Below are 15,517 nucleotides of genomic sequence, written 5' to 3' on the forward strand. Positions count from 1 at the left end.
GAAGAGCCCTCTGTTATCGCATTTTGTCTGGCAAGGGGCTCTTCCTGGCGAACCTGCGTCCTATACAGTCATTTGGTGGAGTTTGCCGGAAAGTCCCCGTACCGCCGCCGTGGCGTCTGGGTGGCCGCCGCCATCGCCGTGCCCGTGCTGCTGGTGAGCGCGCTGCTGATCGGCCAGGCCCTCACCCCGAGCCCGACGGCCCCGGAGAAGGTCGTCGCGGCGGCCGACCCGACGCCGAGCAGTGTCGAGCAGAACGCCGAGGAGCCGATCCCCCCGGCCGCGCCCGCCCCGGCCGGGCTGCCGGTGGTCGACTACGACCCCGCCCCCAGAGGGTTCCCAGCCGACCCGGCCACCATGGACACCACACCGCTGACCGAGGGCGCGCACCCGACCACGCGGATCGCCGCGTACGACGCTCCCGGCGGTCGTCCGCGAGCGTTCCTCGAACCGACGATCCGCGGCGTCGAGCTGACCATGCCGATCGCCGATCGGCACGCCGGCTGGACGGCAGTGCTGCTGCCCTCGGCCAACCGGCGGCTCGCCTGGCTGCCCCCCGGTGGGTTCGACACCGTGCCACTGCGCGACCAGATCGTGGTGGAACGCAAGGTCCACCGTCTCACCTGGTACCGGGCCGGCAAGGCGGTGCGCTCCTGGGAGGTCAGCCTCGGCCAGTCGGGGCAGGAAACTCCCCTCGGGCGCACCTTCGTCCTGGGTCGCACCCCACCGCCGGAGTCGGTCTACGGCGGGGTGGACATCTACGCCCTCGGTTCGGTGCCCGACGACCCGGAGTCGGTGCCGGCCGGGTTGCGCGGCGCGCACATCGGGGTGCACACCTGGCACAACGACGACGAGCTGGGCGAGAACACCACCAACGGCTGCATCCGGCTGACCCGCTCCGGCCAGCGGGAACTGCTCGCCGAGGTCCGCCCCGGCAGCAGCGTGCTGGTGGTCGACCGGTTGCCCACCCCGCCGCCGACCGCCTGACCGTCAGCAGGCACTGTCACTCGCCGAGCAGCCAGCCGTTCTGCTCGGCGACCCGGATCGCGTCGGCGCGGTTGCGGGCACCGGTCTTGCCGATCGCCGCCGAGAGGTGGTTGCGCACCGTCCCCTCGGACAGGCGCAGTGCCCGGGCCAGGTCGGCGACCGTTCCACCGCCACGGGCCGTACGCAGCACCTCGGTCTCCCGCTCGGTCAGCGGACTCACACCGGTGGCCAGGGTCTCCGCAGCCAACGTCGGGTCGACGACCCGCAGGCCGGCGTGCACCCGGCGGACCGCGTCGGCGAGTTGCCGGGCCGGGGTGTCCTTGACCACGAAGCCGCTCGCGCCGGCCTCCATGGCCCGGCGCAGATAGCCGGGCCGGCCGAAGGTGGTCACCACCAGCACCCGGCAGGTCGGCAGCGCGGCGCGCAACGCGGTGGTGGCGGCGATCCCGTCCAGGCCGGGCATCTCCACGTCCAGCAGGGCCACGTCGGGGTCGGTCCGCCGGGCCTCGGGCACCACCTCGTCGCCCCGGCCGACCTCGGCCACCACTGTCAGGTCCTCCTCCAGCGAGAGCAACGCGGCCAGCGCACCCCGGACCAACGCCTGATCGTCGGCGAGCAGCAGCCGGATCCGCGCGGACCCGCCGCTCACCGGGCCTCCGCCGGCGAGTGCACCCGCAGCAGGAAACCGCTGCCCTCCGGCCGGCGACCGACGGTCACCACGGCGTCCAGCCGCCGCGCCCGCTCCCGCAGACCGACGAGCCCGTGGCCGGTGGTGTCGGGAGTGGACGGACCACGGCCGTCGTCACTCACCTCGACCCGGTCCGGGTGGACCCGGACCGTGCAGCACCGCGCCCCGCTGTGCCGGACCACGTTGGTCACCCCTTCCCGTACCGCCCAACCGAACAACCGGTCCCACTCCTCCGGCAGGTCCGGCACCTCGGCCGGCAGATCCGCCGCGATGCCCGCCGAGGCCAGCGCGGAGCGGGCGCCAGCCAGCTCCGCGGCGAGAGTGACCTCGCGGTACGCCCCAACCGTCTGCCGTACGTCGGCCAGCGCCGCCCGGGCCAACGCTTCCACCTCGGCGATCTCGACGGCGGCCCGGTCCCGGTCGACGCCGATCAGACGCCCGGCCAGCTCGGCCTTGATCGCCACCACGGTCAACGAGTGCCCGAGGATGTCGTGCAGGTCGCGGGCGGCGCGGGCCCGTTCCTCGGCGACCGCGAGCCGACCGATCTCCTGCTGGGCGGCCTGGAGCTGACTGTTGCGCTGGGCCAACTGGGACACCCCGAACATGGCGAACGACGCGAGCAGCACCGCGAAGACGATGCCGCTCTCGGCCTGCCATCCGGGCACCAGCCAGGAGGCCAGCGCGGGGGTCACCGCGCAGACCACCACCACCGCCAAAGCCTCCCAGTGCGGCAGCAGGAACACCGCCGCGGCCGCCACGTAGACCAGGGTGGCCAGCCAGTCCCCGCCGGTGCCCGGGATGCTGGCCAGGCCCACCAGGAGCAGCAGTGCCAGCCCGGCCCGTGCCCGGGCCGCCGGGATCGGCGCCAGCACCTGGCGCAGCCGGCGGGCCCACTGGAACAGCAGCACGTAACCGATACCGAAGGCGATCAGTGCCGTCACGCCGAGCACCCGCCGCCACAACTCCGGCTGGTGCAGCGCGGTGGCGAGCGGCACGTTGAGGAAGAACAGCCAGACGGCGGCCAGCAACCAGCCGGTGACCCGCCAGTGGCGGTTCGCCGGCCGGGGCTGTCCCGTCGAGAGGTCCATCGGGTTGACGCTAGCCGTCGGTGCGCTCAGATCCGCGCGGTGTCCCGGCGGAACAGCCGCGCCGCACCGACGCCGAAGACCAGCGCCCAGCCGACGAGGTTGACCACCGCCGCCGCGCTCACCCCGTCGCCGGTCAGCGGGGCGCGGGCCAGGACGCCCATCCCGTACACCGGGGTGAACTTCGCGACCTGCTGGAGCACCTCCGGCAGCACCTCGACCGGGACGAACAGGCCGCCGAACATGGCCAGCACGGCCAGGATCGGGCCGATGAACTGCATGACGTTCTCGGCCGGCACCAGATAGCCGATGAACAGACCGAACGCCGCGAACACCAGCGAACCTAGCCAGGCGGCGAGCCCGGACAGCAGCCAGACGTACGCCGGGATGCGGACGCCGGCCGCCGCGCCCACCAGGAACTCGACGACCACCGCGAGCAGGCCGAGGGTCATCGCGGTGACCAGCTTGGTGGCCACGTACGCGCTCGGGCGCAGTGGGGTGAGCCGCAACTGACGGCTCCAGCCCAGCGCCCGCTCGGTGGCGACCGCGCCACCGGCGCTGGTGGTCGCCACCATGGCCGCGTACACGGCCAGGCTGATCATGACGTACGCCGTCACCGGGCGGCCGTTGTCCAGGTTCTGCCCGCCCTGCGGCAGGCCGAAGATGAGGAAGAAGACGCCGGGCATGATCAGCGTGAAGGCGAGCGTGCGGCGGTTGCGCAGCACCCGGCGCAGCTCGATGCGCAGCACCCCGGGGGCGAACCCGCCCAGGGCGGGCAACCGACGGTCCGGCTCGACGGTACGGGTGGGGGTGGCCGGCAGGGTTGTCATCTCAAGGCTCCGGTCTGCGCGGTGGTCAGGGCGAGGAAGGCGTCTTCGAGGTTGCGGGAGGTGATCTCCACGTCCCGGGCGGCGGTCCGGGTGAGCAGGTGCCGGGCGATGGCGTCCGAGTCGCTGGTGCGCACCAGCACGCTGTCGCCGCGTACCTCCACGGCGTCCACCCCGGGCAGCGCGGCGAGGGCGGCCTGGTCGGCGCCGGGCAGGGTGGCCCGCACGGTACGACCCGCGGCCAGGTTCTTGATTGCCGCGGTGGTGCCGTCGGCCACGATGCGCCCCTGCCGAACCAGCACGATCCGGTCGGCGTACGCGTCCGCCTCGTCCAGGTAGTGGGTGGCGAAGATGACGGTCCGTCCGGCCCGCGCGTCGCGGCGCAGCGCCTGCCAGAAGTCCCGGCGGCCCTCGACGTCCATGCCGGTGGTGGGCTCGTCGAGCACCATCAGGTCCGGGTCGGGCAGCAGGGCCAGCGCGAAACGCAGTCGCTGCTGCTGGCCGCCGGAGCAGCGCCCGACCACCCGCCCGGCGATGTCGGCGATGCCGGCCCGCTCCAGCACCTCGGCGGCCGGGCGGGTGTGCCGGTAGAAGTGCGCGGACATCTCGACCGTCTCGCCGACGGTGAGGTCCTTGAGCAGCCCGCCGGTCTGGAGTACGGCGGCGACCCGGCCCCGGGCCACCGCGTCGTCCGGGGTGCCACCGAGGATGCGGACGGTGCCCGCGTCCGGGCGGGCCAGCCCGAGCAGCATGTCGATGGTGGTGGTCTTGCCCGCGCCGTTCGGGCCGAGGAAGGCCACCACCTCGCCGGGCTGCACCCGCAGGCTCAACCCGTCGACAGCGGTGACCGCGCCGAAGGTCTTGGTGAGGCCGTCCAACTCGACGGCCGGATGCGTACTGGTCATGGCACAGATGCTCCGCCGGCGCGGACCTCGATTCCCGGAGCGGCCGTCACGTCCCGGCCGTGACATTTGTCAGGGGCCGTCGCCAACGGCCGGCGTCATCGCCTGGTGACACGAAGGTCAGCAGCCAGTCCTGGCGGCGAGGAATTCCGCGAACGGCAACGGGTACCCGCCGGGCCGGGACGCCGCGACACCGGGAGGACGCGATGGGTGCCACACCGCAGGGCCAGGTCGACACTGTCGTGCTGGTCCACGGGCTCTGGATGACCCCGCGGAGCTGGGAGGGGTGGGCCGACCGGTACGCCGCGCGGGGTCTGCGGATCCTCGCCCCGTCCTGGCCCGGGATGGAGCGGGAGGTCGAGCAGCTGCGCGAGGATCCGACCCCGATCGCGCAGCAGAGCATCGCCACGATCGTCGCGCACTACGACCGGATCATCCGGACGCTGGTCCGACCGCCGATCATCATGGGGCACTCGTTCGGTGGACTGATCACCCAACTCCTGGTCGACCGGGGTCTCGGCGCGGCGGCCGTCGGCGTGGCTCCTGCCCCGATCAAGGGTGTGCTGAAGCTGCCACTGAGCACGCTCCGCTCGGCCTTCTCGATCCTGCGCAACCCCGCCAACCGCAACCGGGCCGTACCGTTCACCGCGGAGGATTTCCACTACGCCTTCGGCAACACGATGAGCCGCGCCGACTCCGACCGCGTCTGGCAGCGCTACGCCGTCCCGGGCGCCGGGCGGGTGCTCTTCGAGGGCGCGTTCGCCAACCTCGACCCGACCTCGCCAGCGAAGGTGGACACCGGGCGCAACAACCGGGCTCCGCTCCTGCTGATGGCCGGCGAACTCGATCATGTGGTGCCGCCGTCCGTGGCGCGCTCCAACGCGGGGCTCTACCAGAAGTCCCGGGCACTCACCGCGTACCAGGAGTTTCCCGGCCGCTCGCACTTCACTGTGGGGCAGGACGGCTGGGAGGAGATCGCCGACTACGCGCTGGACTGGGCGCTGCGCGCGGCGGCACTCCCCCGCGAGGTGACCATCGCCAGCGAGTCCCCGCGCCGCTGAACCGGGCGAGCGCACGATCCACTCGGCTCTCCGGAAGTCGAGGTGTCAAAGGGTCGTGGATACCCCGGTTTCCGTGAACCCGAGTCGATCACCAGTCCTTCGGGCACCAGGGCCGGCATGGGTGGGTCTGTCCGGGGTATCTCACCGGGATGAGGGCCAGTTTCCGGCTTGGCCGGGTCGCGGGAGTGCCGGTCGGCGTCAACTGGAGCGTTCTGTTCATCTTCGCGCTGATCGCGTGGGGGTTGGCCGCCAACCAGTTCCCCCGCTCGTACCCGGACCGCTCGCCGGTCGCGTACGCGATTGCCGGGCTTGCCGCCGCGGTGGTGTTCTTCGTCGGCCTGCTCGCCCACGAGGTGTCGCACGCGGTGGTGGCCAAGCGCAACGGGCTGGAGGTCGACGGCATCACGCTGTGGCTGTTCGGCGGTGTGGCCGAGTTGCGGGGCGAGCCACGCGACCCCGGCGCGGAGCTGCGGATCGCCGGCGTCGGCCCGCTGGTCAGCCTGCTGCTCGGGGCGTTCTTCGGTGTCGTCGCAGCGCTGCTCGCGCTGGCCGGTCAGGGCGGGCTGCTGCTCGGGTCGGTGGCCTGGCTGGCGGGCATCAACGTGCTGCTGGCCATCTTCAACGTGCTGCCGGCCGCGCCCCTGGACGGCGGACGGCTGCTGCGCGCCGCGGTCTGGAAGGCAACCGGCGACCGGACCCGGGCATCGGTGGTGGCCGCCCGTGCCGGCTGGGTGCTGGGTGTGCTGCTGATCGGCCTGGGGCTGTGGCAGTTCCTGTCCGGGGTCGGTTTCGGTGGGCTGTGGCTGGCCCTGATCGGCTGGTTCCTGATCGGGGCCGCCGGGATGGAGGAGCGGCAGGCTCGCACCGGCAGCGCACTGCGCGGCATCCGGGTCGGCGACGTCATGACCTCGCAGCCGCAGACCGCCTCGGCGGAGATGACGGTCGCCGACTTCGTCGACCACTACCTGTTCGCGTACCGGCATTCGGCGCTGCCGCTGACCGAGGACGGCCGGCCCATCGGCCTGGTCACCGTCGACCGGGTGCGCGGCGTACCGCCCGAGCGGCGGGCGTCGACCACGCTGGCCGAGGTGGCCTGCCGGGCCGAGGATCTGGTCCTGGCCCAGCCCGGTGAGCAACTCAACGACCTGCTCCCCCGCCTCAGCGCGTGCGCCGACGGCCGAGCCCTGGTGGTGACCGAAGACGGCCGCCTGACGGGCATAGTGTCCCCCAGCGACATCAGCCGAGCCGTCCAGAGCAGCACCCTCCGCACCCCCGCACCCTCCCGTTGATCATGAAGTTCGCGGCGCGACACGCCGACATCCACGCCGCTAACTTCATGATCGACGGAGTGAAGCGGGGGGCCGGGGGCCAGCGGGAGGGGTCAGCGGGGGAAGTAGCGGTCCAGCAGCTCGGTGCGGAACGTGCCGGTCGGGTCCAGGTGACGCAGCAGGGCGGCGAAGTCGGCGTGCCTCGGATAGCGGGCGGCCAGCTCCGCCGGGTCGGTGACGAAGACCTTGCCCCAGTGCGGGCGGGGCGCGAACGGTGCCAGGCGCTCCTCCACCTGGGCCACCACCGGCAGCACGGCCGCCGTGTCGTCGACCCAGGTGAAGTGCAGTACGAAGCTGTCCCGCTGGTGGTTCGGGCTGAGCCACAGCTCGTCCGCCGCCACGGTACGCAGCTCGGACACCAGCAGCACCGGGGCGATCAGGTGCGCCACGTCGTCCAGGGCGGCGAGCGCGTCGGCTGCCGCTGTCCGTGGCACGTGGTACTCGGACTGGAGCTCGTCGCCGCTGCTCGGGGTGAAGCCGAGCCTGAAGTGCGGCAGCCGCTCGTGCCACGGGCCCGGCTCGCCGAGTTGCGGGGTGCAGTTCTCCACCGGCATGCCGAGCACCGGGTGCCGTGGCGCGTCGGCCGCGGTGGTGCCCAGCCAGTCCGCCGGGGGTGGCGGCTGGTCCGCCACCTGCTTGCGCCACACCTCGCGCAGCCGGGGGGAACGGAAGTCGGTGAAGACACTCACGCTGTACGCGGAGCCGAGCGCCTCGTCCAGCGCCTCCCGGTCGAGGTCGAGCCGCACGTACTGGCGCAGCTCGAAGGTCGGCACCACGTCCAGGGTGACCCGGGTGACCAGGCCCAGCGCGCCGAGCCCGACCACCATGCCGGCGAACGTGTCGGCGTCGCGGTCGACCCGCAGCAGGTCGCCGTCGGCGGTGACCAACTCCAGGCCGGCGACCGCGCTGGCCAGGTTGCCGTGGGTCTGGCCGGAGCCGTGGGTGGCGGTGGCCACCGCCCCGGCCACGGAGATGTGCGGCAGCGACGCGAGGTTGGCCAGCGCGTACCCCTGGGTGTGCAGGTGCCGGGCGAGGTCGCCGTAGCGCATCGCGCCACTGACGGTGACCTGCCCGCGCTCGCGGTCCAGGTCGACGACCGGGGGCAACCCGGCGAGGGAGACCAGGTCGCCGTCGGTGTCGCCGAAGCGGTTGAAGGAGTGCCCGCTGCCCACCGCCCGGATCCGGTTGCTGCCGGCGACCAGCCGGCGCAGCTCGTCGACGGAGGCGGGGCGGTGGAACGCCCGAGCGGCGTACCGCACGTTGCCGGCCCAGTTGCGGCGCGGGACGTCGGCCGCGGTGGTCGACGTGGCGTGCTCTCCCTGGGCGGTCATGTGGCGGTCTCCCGATCGGTGGACTGGTGGTCGGCCAACGCGGCGACGAGGGCGTCCAGAACCGTATCCGTCTGGAACGTGCTGTAGCCACGCTGGGCGACCGGCAGGCCGGCCGCGCACACGCGTTCGATCTCGCCCCGGGCCGCCTGCCTGGTCTGCGCGTCCCCGGAAACCAGGGCGTCCTGGCCGCGCCGGATCAGCTGGTCGACCCGGTCCATCCGGTAGCCACGCAGGCCGACCGGAAGGTCCGGGGTGGCGAAGGCGGCGCGGCGCAGCGCGGCCAGATCGACGAAACGACCTCCGGCATAGCGGGTGAGCGCGGCCGACACCTGCTCGGGCTGCTCGCGAACCTGGTCGAGGACGAGCAACTCGATGGCCGGGCGGCCGTCGAGCGGGTGGCGGGCGGTCACCGGCTCAAGCGTCACACCCGGCACAGGCACCAGCAGCAGTCGCGGTGGTGCCGAGTAGCCGGCGCGTCGGGGCGGGTCGTCGAGGACCAGCGCGTCGACCTCGGCCCACGGGATCTCCCGGCGCAAGCCGGGCCGGCGGATGCTGACACCTTCGGCGTCGATCCGGAACCGGAACGGCCGCAGTGCGCTGACCAGCGCCAGGCAGCCGAGCACGACGGCTCCCACCGCGATGATCATCCGTAGCAGGGCGCCGTCGCTGGGGTAGACCAACAAGAGCACTCCGCCGAGTACGCACACCAGGGCGAGCGCACGGGCTCCCCGATTCCGGCGCAGTTCCACGCTCGGACCCCCGTTCATGACCGTGGCGTCGGTCCCAGCATTTTCCGCCAAACCCGGCACCGGGGACACCGGTCGATCGGGCACGGTTGTTCTCGTCATCGTCGGGGAACCCTACGCCCATGAGCAGCTACCGTGATCCGGCCGCGCGAGGCGACGTCTTCCCCTCCGAGGAGGAGCTGGACCCCACCGGCACCGGTGTCGAGCAGGCCAGCGCGCCAGCGGTCGATGGATTGCCGAGCCACCCGGCGCCGACGCCCGGCCCTCGCCCCACACCGGCGCCCGCGCCGGCCCCGACGCCGGTGCCGGCACCGGGGCCGCCGCCGCGCACGCCCGGTGCCGGCCCGCAGTCGATCGTGACCCGACACCTGGACGGCTCGGTGGAGGTGGTCACCGACCTCGACGGCGACGGTGTCGCCGACGTCGTGCAGATCGACGTGGACGGCGACGGGATCCCCGACATCACCTATGTGGACAGTGATGGGGACGGGCGGCTGGACACCGTGCTGGGCGACCCGGACGCGGTCGCGACGGGCGCCCACCGGGCCTGACCGGCAGCGCTGTCCCACGGCCACCCGGCCGAGCGCTGTCCCACGGCCACCCGGCCGACTCAGAGCTTCGCCATCACCTCGCTGGCGACGAACTCCAGGTGCTCCAGGTCGCCGAGGTCCAGCACCTGGAGGTAGATCCGTTCGCTGCCGATCTTTGCGTACCGGCCAATGGTGTCCAGGACCTCGGCGGGGGTCCCGGCCAGACCGTTGGCCCGCAGTTCGTCGGGGTCGCGCCCGATGGCGGCGGCCCGGCGGGCCACCTCGGCGTCGTCCCGCCCGCAGCACAGGACCAGGGCGTTGGACCAGACCATCCCGGCCGGGTCCCGGCCGATCTCGGCGCACGCCGCGCGGACCCTGTCGAACTGCGCCGCCGTGTCCGCCACCGAGGCGAACGGCAGGTTGAACTCGTCGGCGTAGCGGGCGGCCAGCCGAGGAGTGCGCTTCGGGCCCGTCCCACCGAGCAGGATCGGTGGGCGCGGCTGCTGCACGGGCTTGGGCAGCGCGGGCGAGTCCTGGACCGGGTAGTACCGACCGGCGTGATCGAACCGCTCGCCGGTCGGCGTGGACCACAGCCCGGTGATCACCGCGAGCTGCTCCTCCAGGCGGTCGAACCGCTCAGCCAGCGGCGGGAACGGGATGCCGTACGCGGTGTGCTCCTCCGCGTACCAGCCGGTGCCGATCCCCAGCTCCACCCGGCCGCCGCTCATCTGGTCGACCTGCGCCACCGTGATCGCCAGCGGGCCGGGCAGCCGGAAGGTCGCGGCGGTCATCAACGTGCCGAGCCGGATGCGGCTGGTGTCGCGGGCCAGCCCGGCCAGCGTGGTCCACGCGTCGGTGGGGCCGGGCTCGCCGCTCGCCGCACCCATCATCAGGTAGTGGTCGGACCGGAAGAACGCGCCGTAGCCAGCGTCCTCGGCGCAGCGGGCGACGGCGAGCAACTGGTCGTAGCTGGCGCCCTGCTGGGGTTCGGTGAAGATCCGCAGTTCCATGATCCGAGCATAGGGAGCTGATCGGCGACGCCACGTCGGGACGGAGACTCCTGTCATATGCTTTGACAGTCATATGAAGGACCAGGCATATTAGGCTGGTGTCCACCGATGCCTTCACCGTCCTCGCCGAGCCCACCCGGCGCCGGATCCTCGATCAGCTCCGCGACGCCGAACGCAGCGTCGGCGAGCTGGTCGACGGGCTCGGGGTCAGCCAGCCGGCCGTCTCCAAGCACCTGCGGGTGCTCCGCGACGCCGGCTTCGTCACCTGCCGGACGGCCGCCCGCCAGCGGATCTACCGCCTCGACCCCGGCCCACTGCGGGCCGTCGACGGCTGGCTGGACCCGTACCGCCGGCTCTGGGCCCGGCACCTGGACGCCCTGGAACGGCACCTCGACAGTCAGGAGCAGTGAATGGACCGCGACGCGTTCCGCCCGAGCCCACCCGCCGAGGTGCGCGCCGAGCCCGCCGACGACGGCGCGACACTGGTCTTCGTCCGCGACCTGCGGCATCCGCCGGCCACCGTCTGGGCGGCCCTGACCGACCCGACCCAGCTCGCGCAGTGGGCGCCGTTCCTCGCCGACCGCGACCTCGGCCACGTCGGCACCGCCGTGCTCACCCTCGTCGACGGCGAGACCACCCAGGAGGACCCGGCGACGGTACGCCGCGCCGAGCCGCCACACCTGCTGGAGTACACCTGGGGCGACGACCTGCTGCGCTGGGAGCTGAGCCCGCTGAGCAGCGGCACCCGGCTCACCCTGCGGCACACCGTCGCCGACCGGGGCATGCTGCCGATGGTCGCAGCCGGCTGGCACCTCTGCCTCGACGTGGCCGACCGGCTGCTCGACGGCGACCCGGTCGGCCCGATCCGGGGCGCGGAGGCCAGGGACTTCGGTTGGCCCGAGCTGCGCGACGCGTACGCCGAACGACTCAGTGCGGGCTGACCGGTCTGTCCCGGCGGCCCCGGAGCCCCGGAGCCGCCGGGACCGCTCAGACGTACGGCCGCTTGGCGTACGCCTCTCGCAGCGCGGCCAACCCGACCGCCTTCGGCGTCAGGGTGCCCCAACCGGAGTTGAAGTAGTTGGTCCGCGTGATCCGCGGCCCACGCTCGGCGTTGAGCTGAGCGATCGCCGCCGGCACTGTCGCGATCCAGGCGGCCTGGTTCGGAATCTCCGCCGACCGGACCCCCCACTCCGCGATGATCACCGGACGGGACAGGGCCACCGGGCCGAGATCCGCCACCGCCCAGTCCTTGGTGCGGCGGAACCGGGCCAACGCGGTGTGGCTGGCGTTGGTGGCGTACGCGTTCCACTGGAGATAGTCGAGGCGGGTCATCAGCGACTCCGGGTGCATACGCTGGAAGCAGGCCCGGTCGAAGCCGCCCAGCCCGACCGAGAAGGTCGTCCCGGCGGGCAGGGTCCGTGCCTTGAACCACGTCAGGATGTAGTTCACCGCCTGCACCGCCCGAGCGTCCGACTCGGCCCAGGTGTAGGCCTTGCCGTCCTCGGTGGTCCCGAACTCGTGGTCGGTGTCGAACTCCGAGGCGAGCTGGATGTTCACCCCGAAGCCGAGCGTCCGGTACTGCGACAGGGCTCGGGCGAACAACCCGTCGCACTGTCCCTTGATCACCTGGCCGTACCCGTACGCCCTCGGCCAGGTGGTGCCGGGACGCTGCTGGATGGTCATCGACGGTGCCGGCACGGTGTAGCTGACGCCGTCCACCGCGAAGCTCTGCGGCCCCTGGTTCGGGGCGCCGTAGTGCTTCAACTCCAGGACCATGTTCATCTGCACCCCGGCCTTGCCGAGGCTGGTCAGCCAGGGGCGGTTGTAGCCGGGGAACGTGTAGCCGTCGGCGAAGCTGCGGTACTGGGTCAGCGACCGGAAGTTGCCGCCGGCCATGTCGGCGGTCGGGTCGGCGCCCCCGGACAGGTAGTAGCCTCCCAGCACGGGCTGGCTCAGGTTGTAGTCGGCGGTGGCCGTCGCGGTGTTCCCGGCGGCGTCGCGGACCTGGACGGTGACCCGGGGCATCACGCCACCGCCCGGTAGACGGCCACGGAACCGTTGTCGGACACCCGGGTCCAGGTACGCCCGGAGTTGTCGCTGACGGTCAGGGTGAGTGGGTCGATGACGGCGGTGACCTTCACCGGCGCGCTGCTGTTGCCCTGCGCGTCGGTGACCACGATGGTGACGGTCAGCGGTTTGGTGTCGGCGTCTGAGTAGGTGACGGTCAGCAGCATCTGGTCACCCGGCGCGAAGACGGATGCGTTCAAGGCTGCTGTCGCGGTGGGAGCGGCCATGTCGGGCCCTTTCTGGCTCGGTCGCCAGGCCGGCGCGCGGTTTGGGCGACACCGGACGGCGGGGTCCACAGTGCGAAAGGCCGGCGGGGCGCGGGGACGACAGGCACGGCCGGCGACAGGCGTCGCCTGACTGCCGACGGTGCTGACGTCCTCGTCCCGATGGGCGGAGGCACCGCTGCGGGCGCCCGCAGGGGTGTCGGTGGCAGCCACAGCCTGTGGTACGCGTGGCCGGCACGGCATCTGTGCCGTGACCGCCGCGGCGTCGGGGCCGGGCTGGGTGGGGACGGCACCGGTGCGGACGATGTTGTCCCCACCGGGCCGGAGGCTCTGGGTGTGGCCCGCCACCCGTCTACCTCCACCTGCTCCAAGGGTGCTCTACCAGGACCTTTACCGTCTTGTCCGGTTTGTTACACCGCCGCCGACGGGGCATCAGCGAAACCGAGTCGATCACCGTCCTGGCGGGCCGATAACTTGTGATCATGGCGGACTGGGAGCTTCGACCGGCTTCGGCGGAGGACGTCGAGGCGGTGGCCGAGTTACGGGCGGTGGTGCTGCGGGCGGATCTGGAGCGGCTGGGGCGCTACGACGAGCAGCGGGTGCGGCAGCGCCTGCGGGACGGGTTCGCACCCGCGTACACCTGGGTTGTCGAGGTGGGCGCAGCTTTCGCCGGCTGCGTGGCGCTGCGGCCCGCGGCGGACGCCCATTGGCTGGAGCACTTCTATCTGGCCCCACACCTGCAGGGCAGCGGCATCGGGACGGCCGTGCTATGCGCGCTGCTGGACCGGTGCGACCGCGACGGCACCCGCGTCCGCCTGAACGTGTTGCAGGGCAGCCCCGCCCGACGGTTGTACGAGCGGCACGGCTTCACAGTGGAGACCGAGGACCCGATCGACGTGTTCCTGGTGCGCGAGCCCAGCCGCATGTCAATGTAACGTTGACACATGACGTCGGAGCTGGCCCGGTTGGCCGAGGTTCGTGTCACCCGCGCCCGCCTCGACGAGCAGGAGTTGGACCTCATCGATCGGGCGCGCCACGACGGCGCGACGTGGGAGCAGATCGCGACGGCACTGGGTCTCGGCAGCCGGCAGGCCGCGGAGCAGCGCCGGCAGCGACTGGTGGCCGCGCGGTGGTCACGCCGCCAGCACCTCGACCTCCGGTTCGCACCACGAATCGTGGCGCTGCGAAACGCCGTTGCCGACCTCGGGCGGTGGATCGCCGCCGATCGCCGCTGGGACGCCCGGTTCGATCGGGCGGGGCTCGTGCGGAGCACGGTGGAGGTCGCCCTGGATGCCGCCCCGGGTTCGCTGTACGCGTTGGCCGAGCATCTCGCCGCCGATCTCGCCGAGGCGGGCGAGCGCGTGCCGGCACCCGTTCGCGCCACCGCAGCGAAGATCGACGCGGCACTGTCAACGATTGATTGACAGAGCCGTGAGAGTCTTGCCCACACCAGACTCCAATATCCAGGATATGAGTCATCTCGGCTCAACCTGGAGGGCTCATGCGGCGCAACGCGGGACTGTTCGTGGCGATCTCCCTGCTGTCCGGCTTCGGCAGCAGCGCCATGACCCTGGTGGCCGGGATCTGGATCCTCGACCTCACCGGCTCCACCGGCCTCGCCGCCCTCGCCGGACTCTGCGTGTACGCCCCGGTCCTCGCCGGCCCGTGGCTGGGCGGTCTGCTCGACCGGGCATCTTGGCGACCCCTGGTCATCGCCGTCAACCTCCTGTTGGCCGCCGCGCTGCTGGCGCTCCTCGCGGTGCGCGGGCCGGGACAGACCTGGCTCATCTTCGCCGTCTCGTGCGCCTACGGCGTCAGCTACGTGCTGATCGACGCGGGTGAGACCGCGCTGCTGCCGTCCGCGCTGTCACCGACGGAACTCGGCGACGTCAACGGCTGGCGCTCCAGCGCGCAGGAGGGCATGAAGCTCATCGCTCCCCTGCTGGGGGCGGGCCTCTACGCCTGGCGCGGCGGTCACGCGGTCGTCGTGCTCAGCGCGGCCATGCCGGTCCTGGTCGCCATCCTGTACGCGGTGATCCGCCTGAATCGGACCCCCGTCGACAAGCCCGCACGACGCGACGGTGGCCTGCGTACCGGATTGGTGGTGTTGTTCGGACAGCGAGCGACGCGTCTGCCGGTCATGCTCGCCGCCGTGTCGATTGCCATGTCCGGGTTCACGACGGCGGCGATCTACGCGACCGTCGTCTCGGAGTTGCGCCTGCCGACGACGTTCTTCGGCGTGCTGACCAGCGCACAGGGCGCCGGTTCCATCATCGGTGGCCTCGTCGTCGGCCGGCTCATCGCCCGGCGAGGTCCCGTCGCGGTCGGTGTCGCCGGGACACTGCTGTTCGCTCTCGGATGCCTGGCTCGTTGTCTGCCGTGGTGGCCGGTCACGGTCGCCGGCGCGATCCTCGCAGGCGTCGGCCTGCCCTGGACCCTGATCGCCGCCGTCACCGCCGTGCAGACGCACACGCCGACAACACTGCTGGGCCGGGTCTCCGCGACCGCCAACACCGCCATGTTCGGACCTCTCGTGGTGGCAATCCCACTCGGCTCCGCGGCCGTTCACCTCGGCGCGCGTCCACCGCTCATCGCTGCGGCCGCGATGTGCCTCGCGGCGGTGGCCGCCACGCCTGGCCATCCACTGTCACGACGAACAACCCGCCTCGCTGCTGAGGGAGGTCGCGCCCCTTGGTAGAGAGATCGCGTCAGCGGCCACGACGAGTGCTGCCGT

Annotated in this window: 18 protein-coding genes; 9 read left to right on the plus strand and 9 right to left on the minus strand. The window is 72.4% G+C overall.

Annotation, left to right across the window (positions count from 1 at the left end; genetic code table 11):
* Nucleotides 1–75 precede the first annotated feature (75 nt).
* Entirely contained in the window at nt 76–984 is a 909-nt protein-coding gene (locus tag CLT68_RS31390; protein WP_099856354.1) for a L,D-transpeptidase, read from the plus strand.
* 16 nt (nt 985–1,000) lie between these two features.
* On the opposite strand, the gene CLT68_RS31395 is transcribed toward CLT68_RS31390, so the two are convergent.
* The 4 genes from CLT68_RS31395 to CLT68_RS31410 are packed head-to-tail and all read right to left on the minus strand — an operon-like array spanning nt 1,001 to nt 4,489.
* Complete coding sequence (locus CLT68_RS31395; RefSeq protein ID WP_486482393.1) at nt 1,001–1,633, minus strand: response regulator transcription factor; 633 nt, start codon at nt 1,631–1,633, stop codon at nt 1,001–1,003.
* Entirely contained in the window at nt 1,630–2,760 is a 1,131-nt protein-coding gene (locus CLT68_RS31400; RefSeq protein WP_099856356.1) for a histidine kinase, read from the minus strand. The genes CLT68_RS31395 and CLT68_RS31400 overlap by 4 nt, the downstream gene beginning before the upstream one ends.
* Before the next feature lie 26 nt (nt 2,761–2,786).
* Complete coding sequence (locus CLT68_RS31405; protein WP_099856357.1) at nt 2,787–3,587, minus strand: ABC transporter permease; 801 nt, start codon at nt 3,585–3,587, stop codon at nt 2,787–2,789.
* On the minus strand, nt 3,584–4,489 hold the full coding sequence (locus CLT68_RS31410; protein ID WP_088949598.1) for an ABC transporter ATP-binding protein: 906 nt from the start codon (nt 4,487–4,489) through the stop codon (nt 3,584–3,586). Before CLT68_RS31410 ends, CLT68_RS31405 begins: the two co-directional genes overlap by 4 nt.
* A gap of 203 nt (nt 4,490–4,692) precedes the next feature.
* Between CLT68_RS31410 and CLT68_RS31415 the strand changes: the two genes are divergently transcribed.
* On the plus strand, nt 4,693–5,547 hold the full coding sequence (locus CLT68_RS31415; protein ID WP_099856359.1) for an alpha/beta fold hydrolase: 855 nt from the start codon (nt 4,693–4,695) through the stop codon (nt 5,545–5,547).
* Between the two features lie 149 nt (nt 5,548–5,696).
* On the plus strand, nt 5,697–6,836 hold the full coding sequence (locus tag CLT68_RS31420) for a site-2 protease family protein (RefSeq protein WP_099856360.1): 1,140 nt from the start codon (nt 5,697–5,699) through the stop codon (nt 6,834–6,836).
* Nucleotides 6,837–6,928: 92 nt separating this feature from the next.
* Here CLT68_RS31420 and CLT68_RS31425 read toward each other — a convergent pair whose 3' ends face one another.
* Nucleotides 6,929–8,206, minus strand: coding sequence for an FAD-binding protein (locus CLT68_RS31425; RefSeq protein WP_099856362.1), 1,278 nt, complete (start codon nt 8,204–8,206; stop codon nt 6,929–6,931).
* On the minus strand, nt 8,203–8,973 hold the full coding sequence (locus CLT68_RS31430) for a hypothetical protein (protein WP_099856363.1): 771 nt from the start codon (nt 8,971–8,973) through the stop codon (nt 8,203–8,205). Before CLT68_RS31430 ends, CLT68_RS31425 begins: the two co-directional genes overlap by 4 nt.
* 101 nt (nt 8,974–9,074) lie before the next feature.
* Here CLT68_RS31430 and CLT68_RS31435 point away from each other — a divergent pair, with 101 nt between their 5' ends.
* Complete coding sequence (locus tag CLT68_RS31435) at nt 9,075–9,503, plus strand: hypothetical protein (protein WP_099856365.1); 429 nt, start codon at nt 9,075–9,077, stop codon at nt 9,501–9,503.
* A 59-nt stretch (nt 9,504–9,562) separates the two neighbouring features.
* Here the strand turns inward: CLT68_RS31435 and CLT68_RS31440 are convergent, their stop codons facing one another.
* Nucleotides 9,563–10,492: an LLM class F420-dependent oxidoreductase gene (locus CLT68_RS31440; RefSeq protein WP_099856367.1), complete on the minus strand. Its 930-nt coding sequence runs from the start codon at nt 10,490–10,492 to the stop codon at nt 9,563–9,565.
* A 98-nt stretch (nt 10,493–10,590) separates the two neighbouring features.
* On the opposite strand from CLT68_RS31440, the gene CLT68_RS31445 reads away from it, so the two are divergent.
* Together CLT68_RS31445 and CLT68_RS31450 are read left to right on the plus strand one after the other, a co-directional pair.
* A complete protein-coding gene (locus tag CLT68_RS31445; protein ID WP_088949605.1) occupies nt 10,591–10,902 on the plus strand; it encodes an ArsR/SmtB family transcription factor in 312 nt (103 codons plus the stop codon).
* Nucleotides 10,903–11,433 carry an SRPBCC family protein gene (locus CLT68_RS31450; protein ID WP_099856369.1) on the plus strand — a complete coding sequence of 177 codons (531 nt, stop codon included), beginning with the start codon at nt 10,903–10,905 and terminating at the stop codon, nt 11,431–11,433.
* Nucleotides 11,434–11,479: 46 nt separating this feature from the next.
* Here the strand turns inward: CLT68_RS31450 and CLT68_RS31455 are convergent, their stop codons facing one another.
* Nucleotides 11,480–12,517, minus strand: a complete 1,038-nt coding sequence (locus CLT68_RS31455; protein WP_099856371.1) for a hypothetical protein — start codon at nt 12,515–12,517, stop codon at nt 11,480–11,482.
* Nucleotides 12,517–12,786: a hypothetical protein gene (locus tag CLT68_RS31460; protein WP_088949608.1), complete on the minus strand. Its 270-nt coding sequence runs from the start codon at nt 12,784–12,786 to the stop codon at nt 12,517–12,519. Before CLT68_RS31460 ends, CLT68_RS31455 begins: the two co-directional genes overlap by 1 nt.
* 479 nt (nt 12,787–13,265) lie before the next feature.
* On the opposite strand from CLT68_RS31460, the gene CLT68_RS31465 reads away from it, so the two are divergent.
* From CLT68_RS31465 to CLT68_RS31475, 3 genes are all read left to right on the plus strand, one after another.
* Nucleotides 13,266–13,718 (plus strand): GNAT family N-acetyltransferase, encoded by a 453-nt coding sequence (locus tag CLT68_RS31465; RefSeq protein WP_099857857.1) that lies wholly within the window; start codon nt 13,266–13,268, stop codon nt 13,716–13,718.
* 9 nt (nt 13,719–13,727) lie between these two features.
* On the plus strand, nt 13,728–14,207 hold the full coding sequence (locus CLT68_RS31470; RefSeq protein ID WP_099856373.1) for a hypothetical protein: 480 nt from the start codon (nt 13,728–13,730) through the stop codon (nt 14,205–14,207).
* A 77-nt stretch (nt 14,208–14,284) separates the two neighbouring features.
* Nucleotides 14,285–15,481 carry an MFS transporter gene (locus tag CLT68_RS31475; protein WP_099856375.1) on the plus strand — a complete coding sequence of 399 codons (1,197 nt, stop codon included), beginning with the start codon at nt 14,285–14,287 and terminating at the stop codon, nt 15,479–15,481.
* The last annotated feature ends 36 nt before the right edge of the window (nt 15,482–15,517 follow it).

The organism is Micromonospora sp. CNZ299, from assembly GCF_002754415.1.

Bases quoted from the DNA above. Each gene is read 5' to 3' on its own strand.
- CLT68_RS31470 (WP_099856373.1), top strand. From the start codon at position 13,728: ATGACGTCGGAGCTGGCCCGGTTGGCCGAGGTTCGTGTCACCCGCGCC.
- CLT68_RS31410 (WP_088949598.1), bottom strand. From the start codon at position 4,489: ATGACCAGTACGCATCCGGCCGTCGAGTTGGACGGCCTCACCAAGACC.
- CLT68_RS31465 (WP_099857857.1), top strand. From the start codon at position 13,266: ATGGCGGACTGGGAGCTTCGACCGGCTTCGGCGGAGGACGTCGAGGCG.
- CLT68_RS31405 (WP_099856357.1), bottom strand. From the start codon at position 3,587: ATGACAACCCTGCCGGCCACCCCCACCCGTACCGTCGAGCCGGACCGT.
- CLT68_RS31420 (WP_099856360.1), top strand. From the start codon at position 5,697: ATGAGGGCCAGTTTCCGGCTTGGCCGGGTCGCGGGAGTGCCGGTCGGC.
- CLT68_RS31415 (WP_099856359.1), top strand. From the start codon at position 4,693: ATGGGTGCCACACCGCAGGGCCAGGTCGACACTGTCGTGCTGGTCCAC.
- CLT68_RS31430 (WP_099856363.1), bottom strand. From the start codon at position 8,973: ATGAACGGGGGTCCGAGCGTGGAACTGCGCCGGAATCGGGGAGCCCGT.
- CLT68_RS31425 (WP_099856362.1), bottom strand. From the start codon at position 8,206: ATGACCGCCCAGGGAGAGCACGCCACGTCGACCACCGCGGCCGACGTC.
- CLT68_RS31460 (WP_088949608.1), bottom strand. From the start codon at position 12,786: ATGGCCGCTCCCACCGCGACAGCAGCCTTGAACGCATCCGTCTTCGCG.
- CLT68_RS31455 (WP_099856371.1), bottom strand. From the start codon at position 12,517: ATGCCCCGGGTCACCGTCCAGGTCCGCGACGCCGCCGGGAACACCGCG.
- CLT68_RS31435 (WP_099856365.1), top strand. From the start codon at position 9,075: ATGAGCAGCTACCGTGATCCGGCCGCGCGAGGCGACGTCTTCCCCTCC.
- CLT68_RS31450 (WP_099856369.1), top strand. From the start codon at position 10,903: ATGGACCGCGACGCGTTCCGCCCGAGCCCACCCGCCGAGGTGCGCGCC.
- CLT68_RS31440 (WP_099856367.1), bottom strand. From the start codon at position 10,492: ATGGAACTGCGGATCTTCACCGAACCCCAGCAGGGCGCCAGCTACGAC.
- CLT68_RS31475 (WP_099856375.1), top strand. From the start codon at position 14,285: ATGCGGCGCAACGCGGGACTGTTCGTGGCGATCTCCCTGCTGTCCGGC.
- CLT68_RS31400 (WP_099856356.1), bottom strand. From the start codon at position 2,760: ATGGACCTCTCGACGGGACAGCCCCGGCCGGCGAACCGCCACTGGCGG.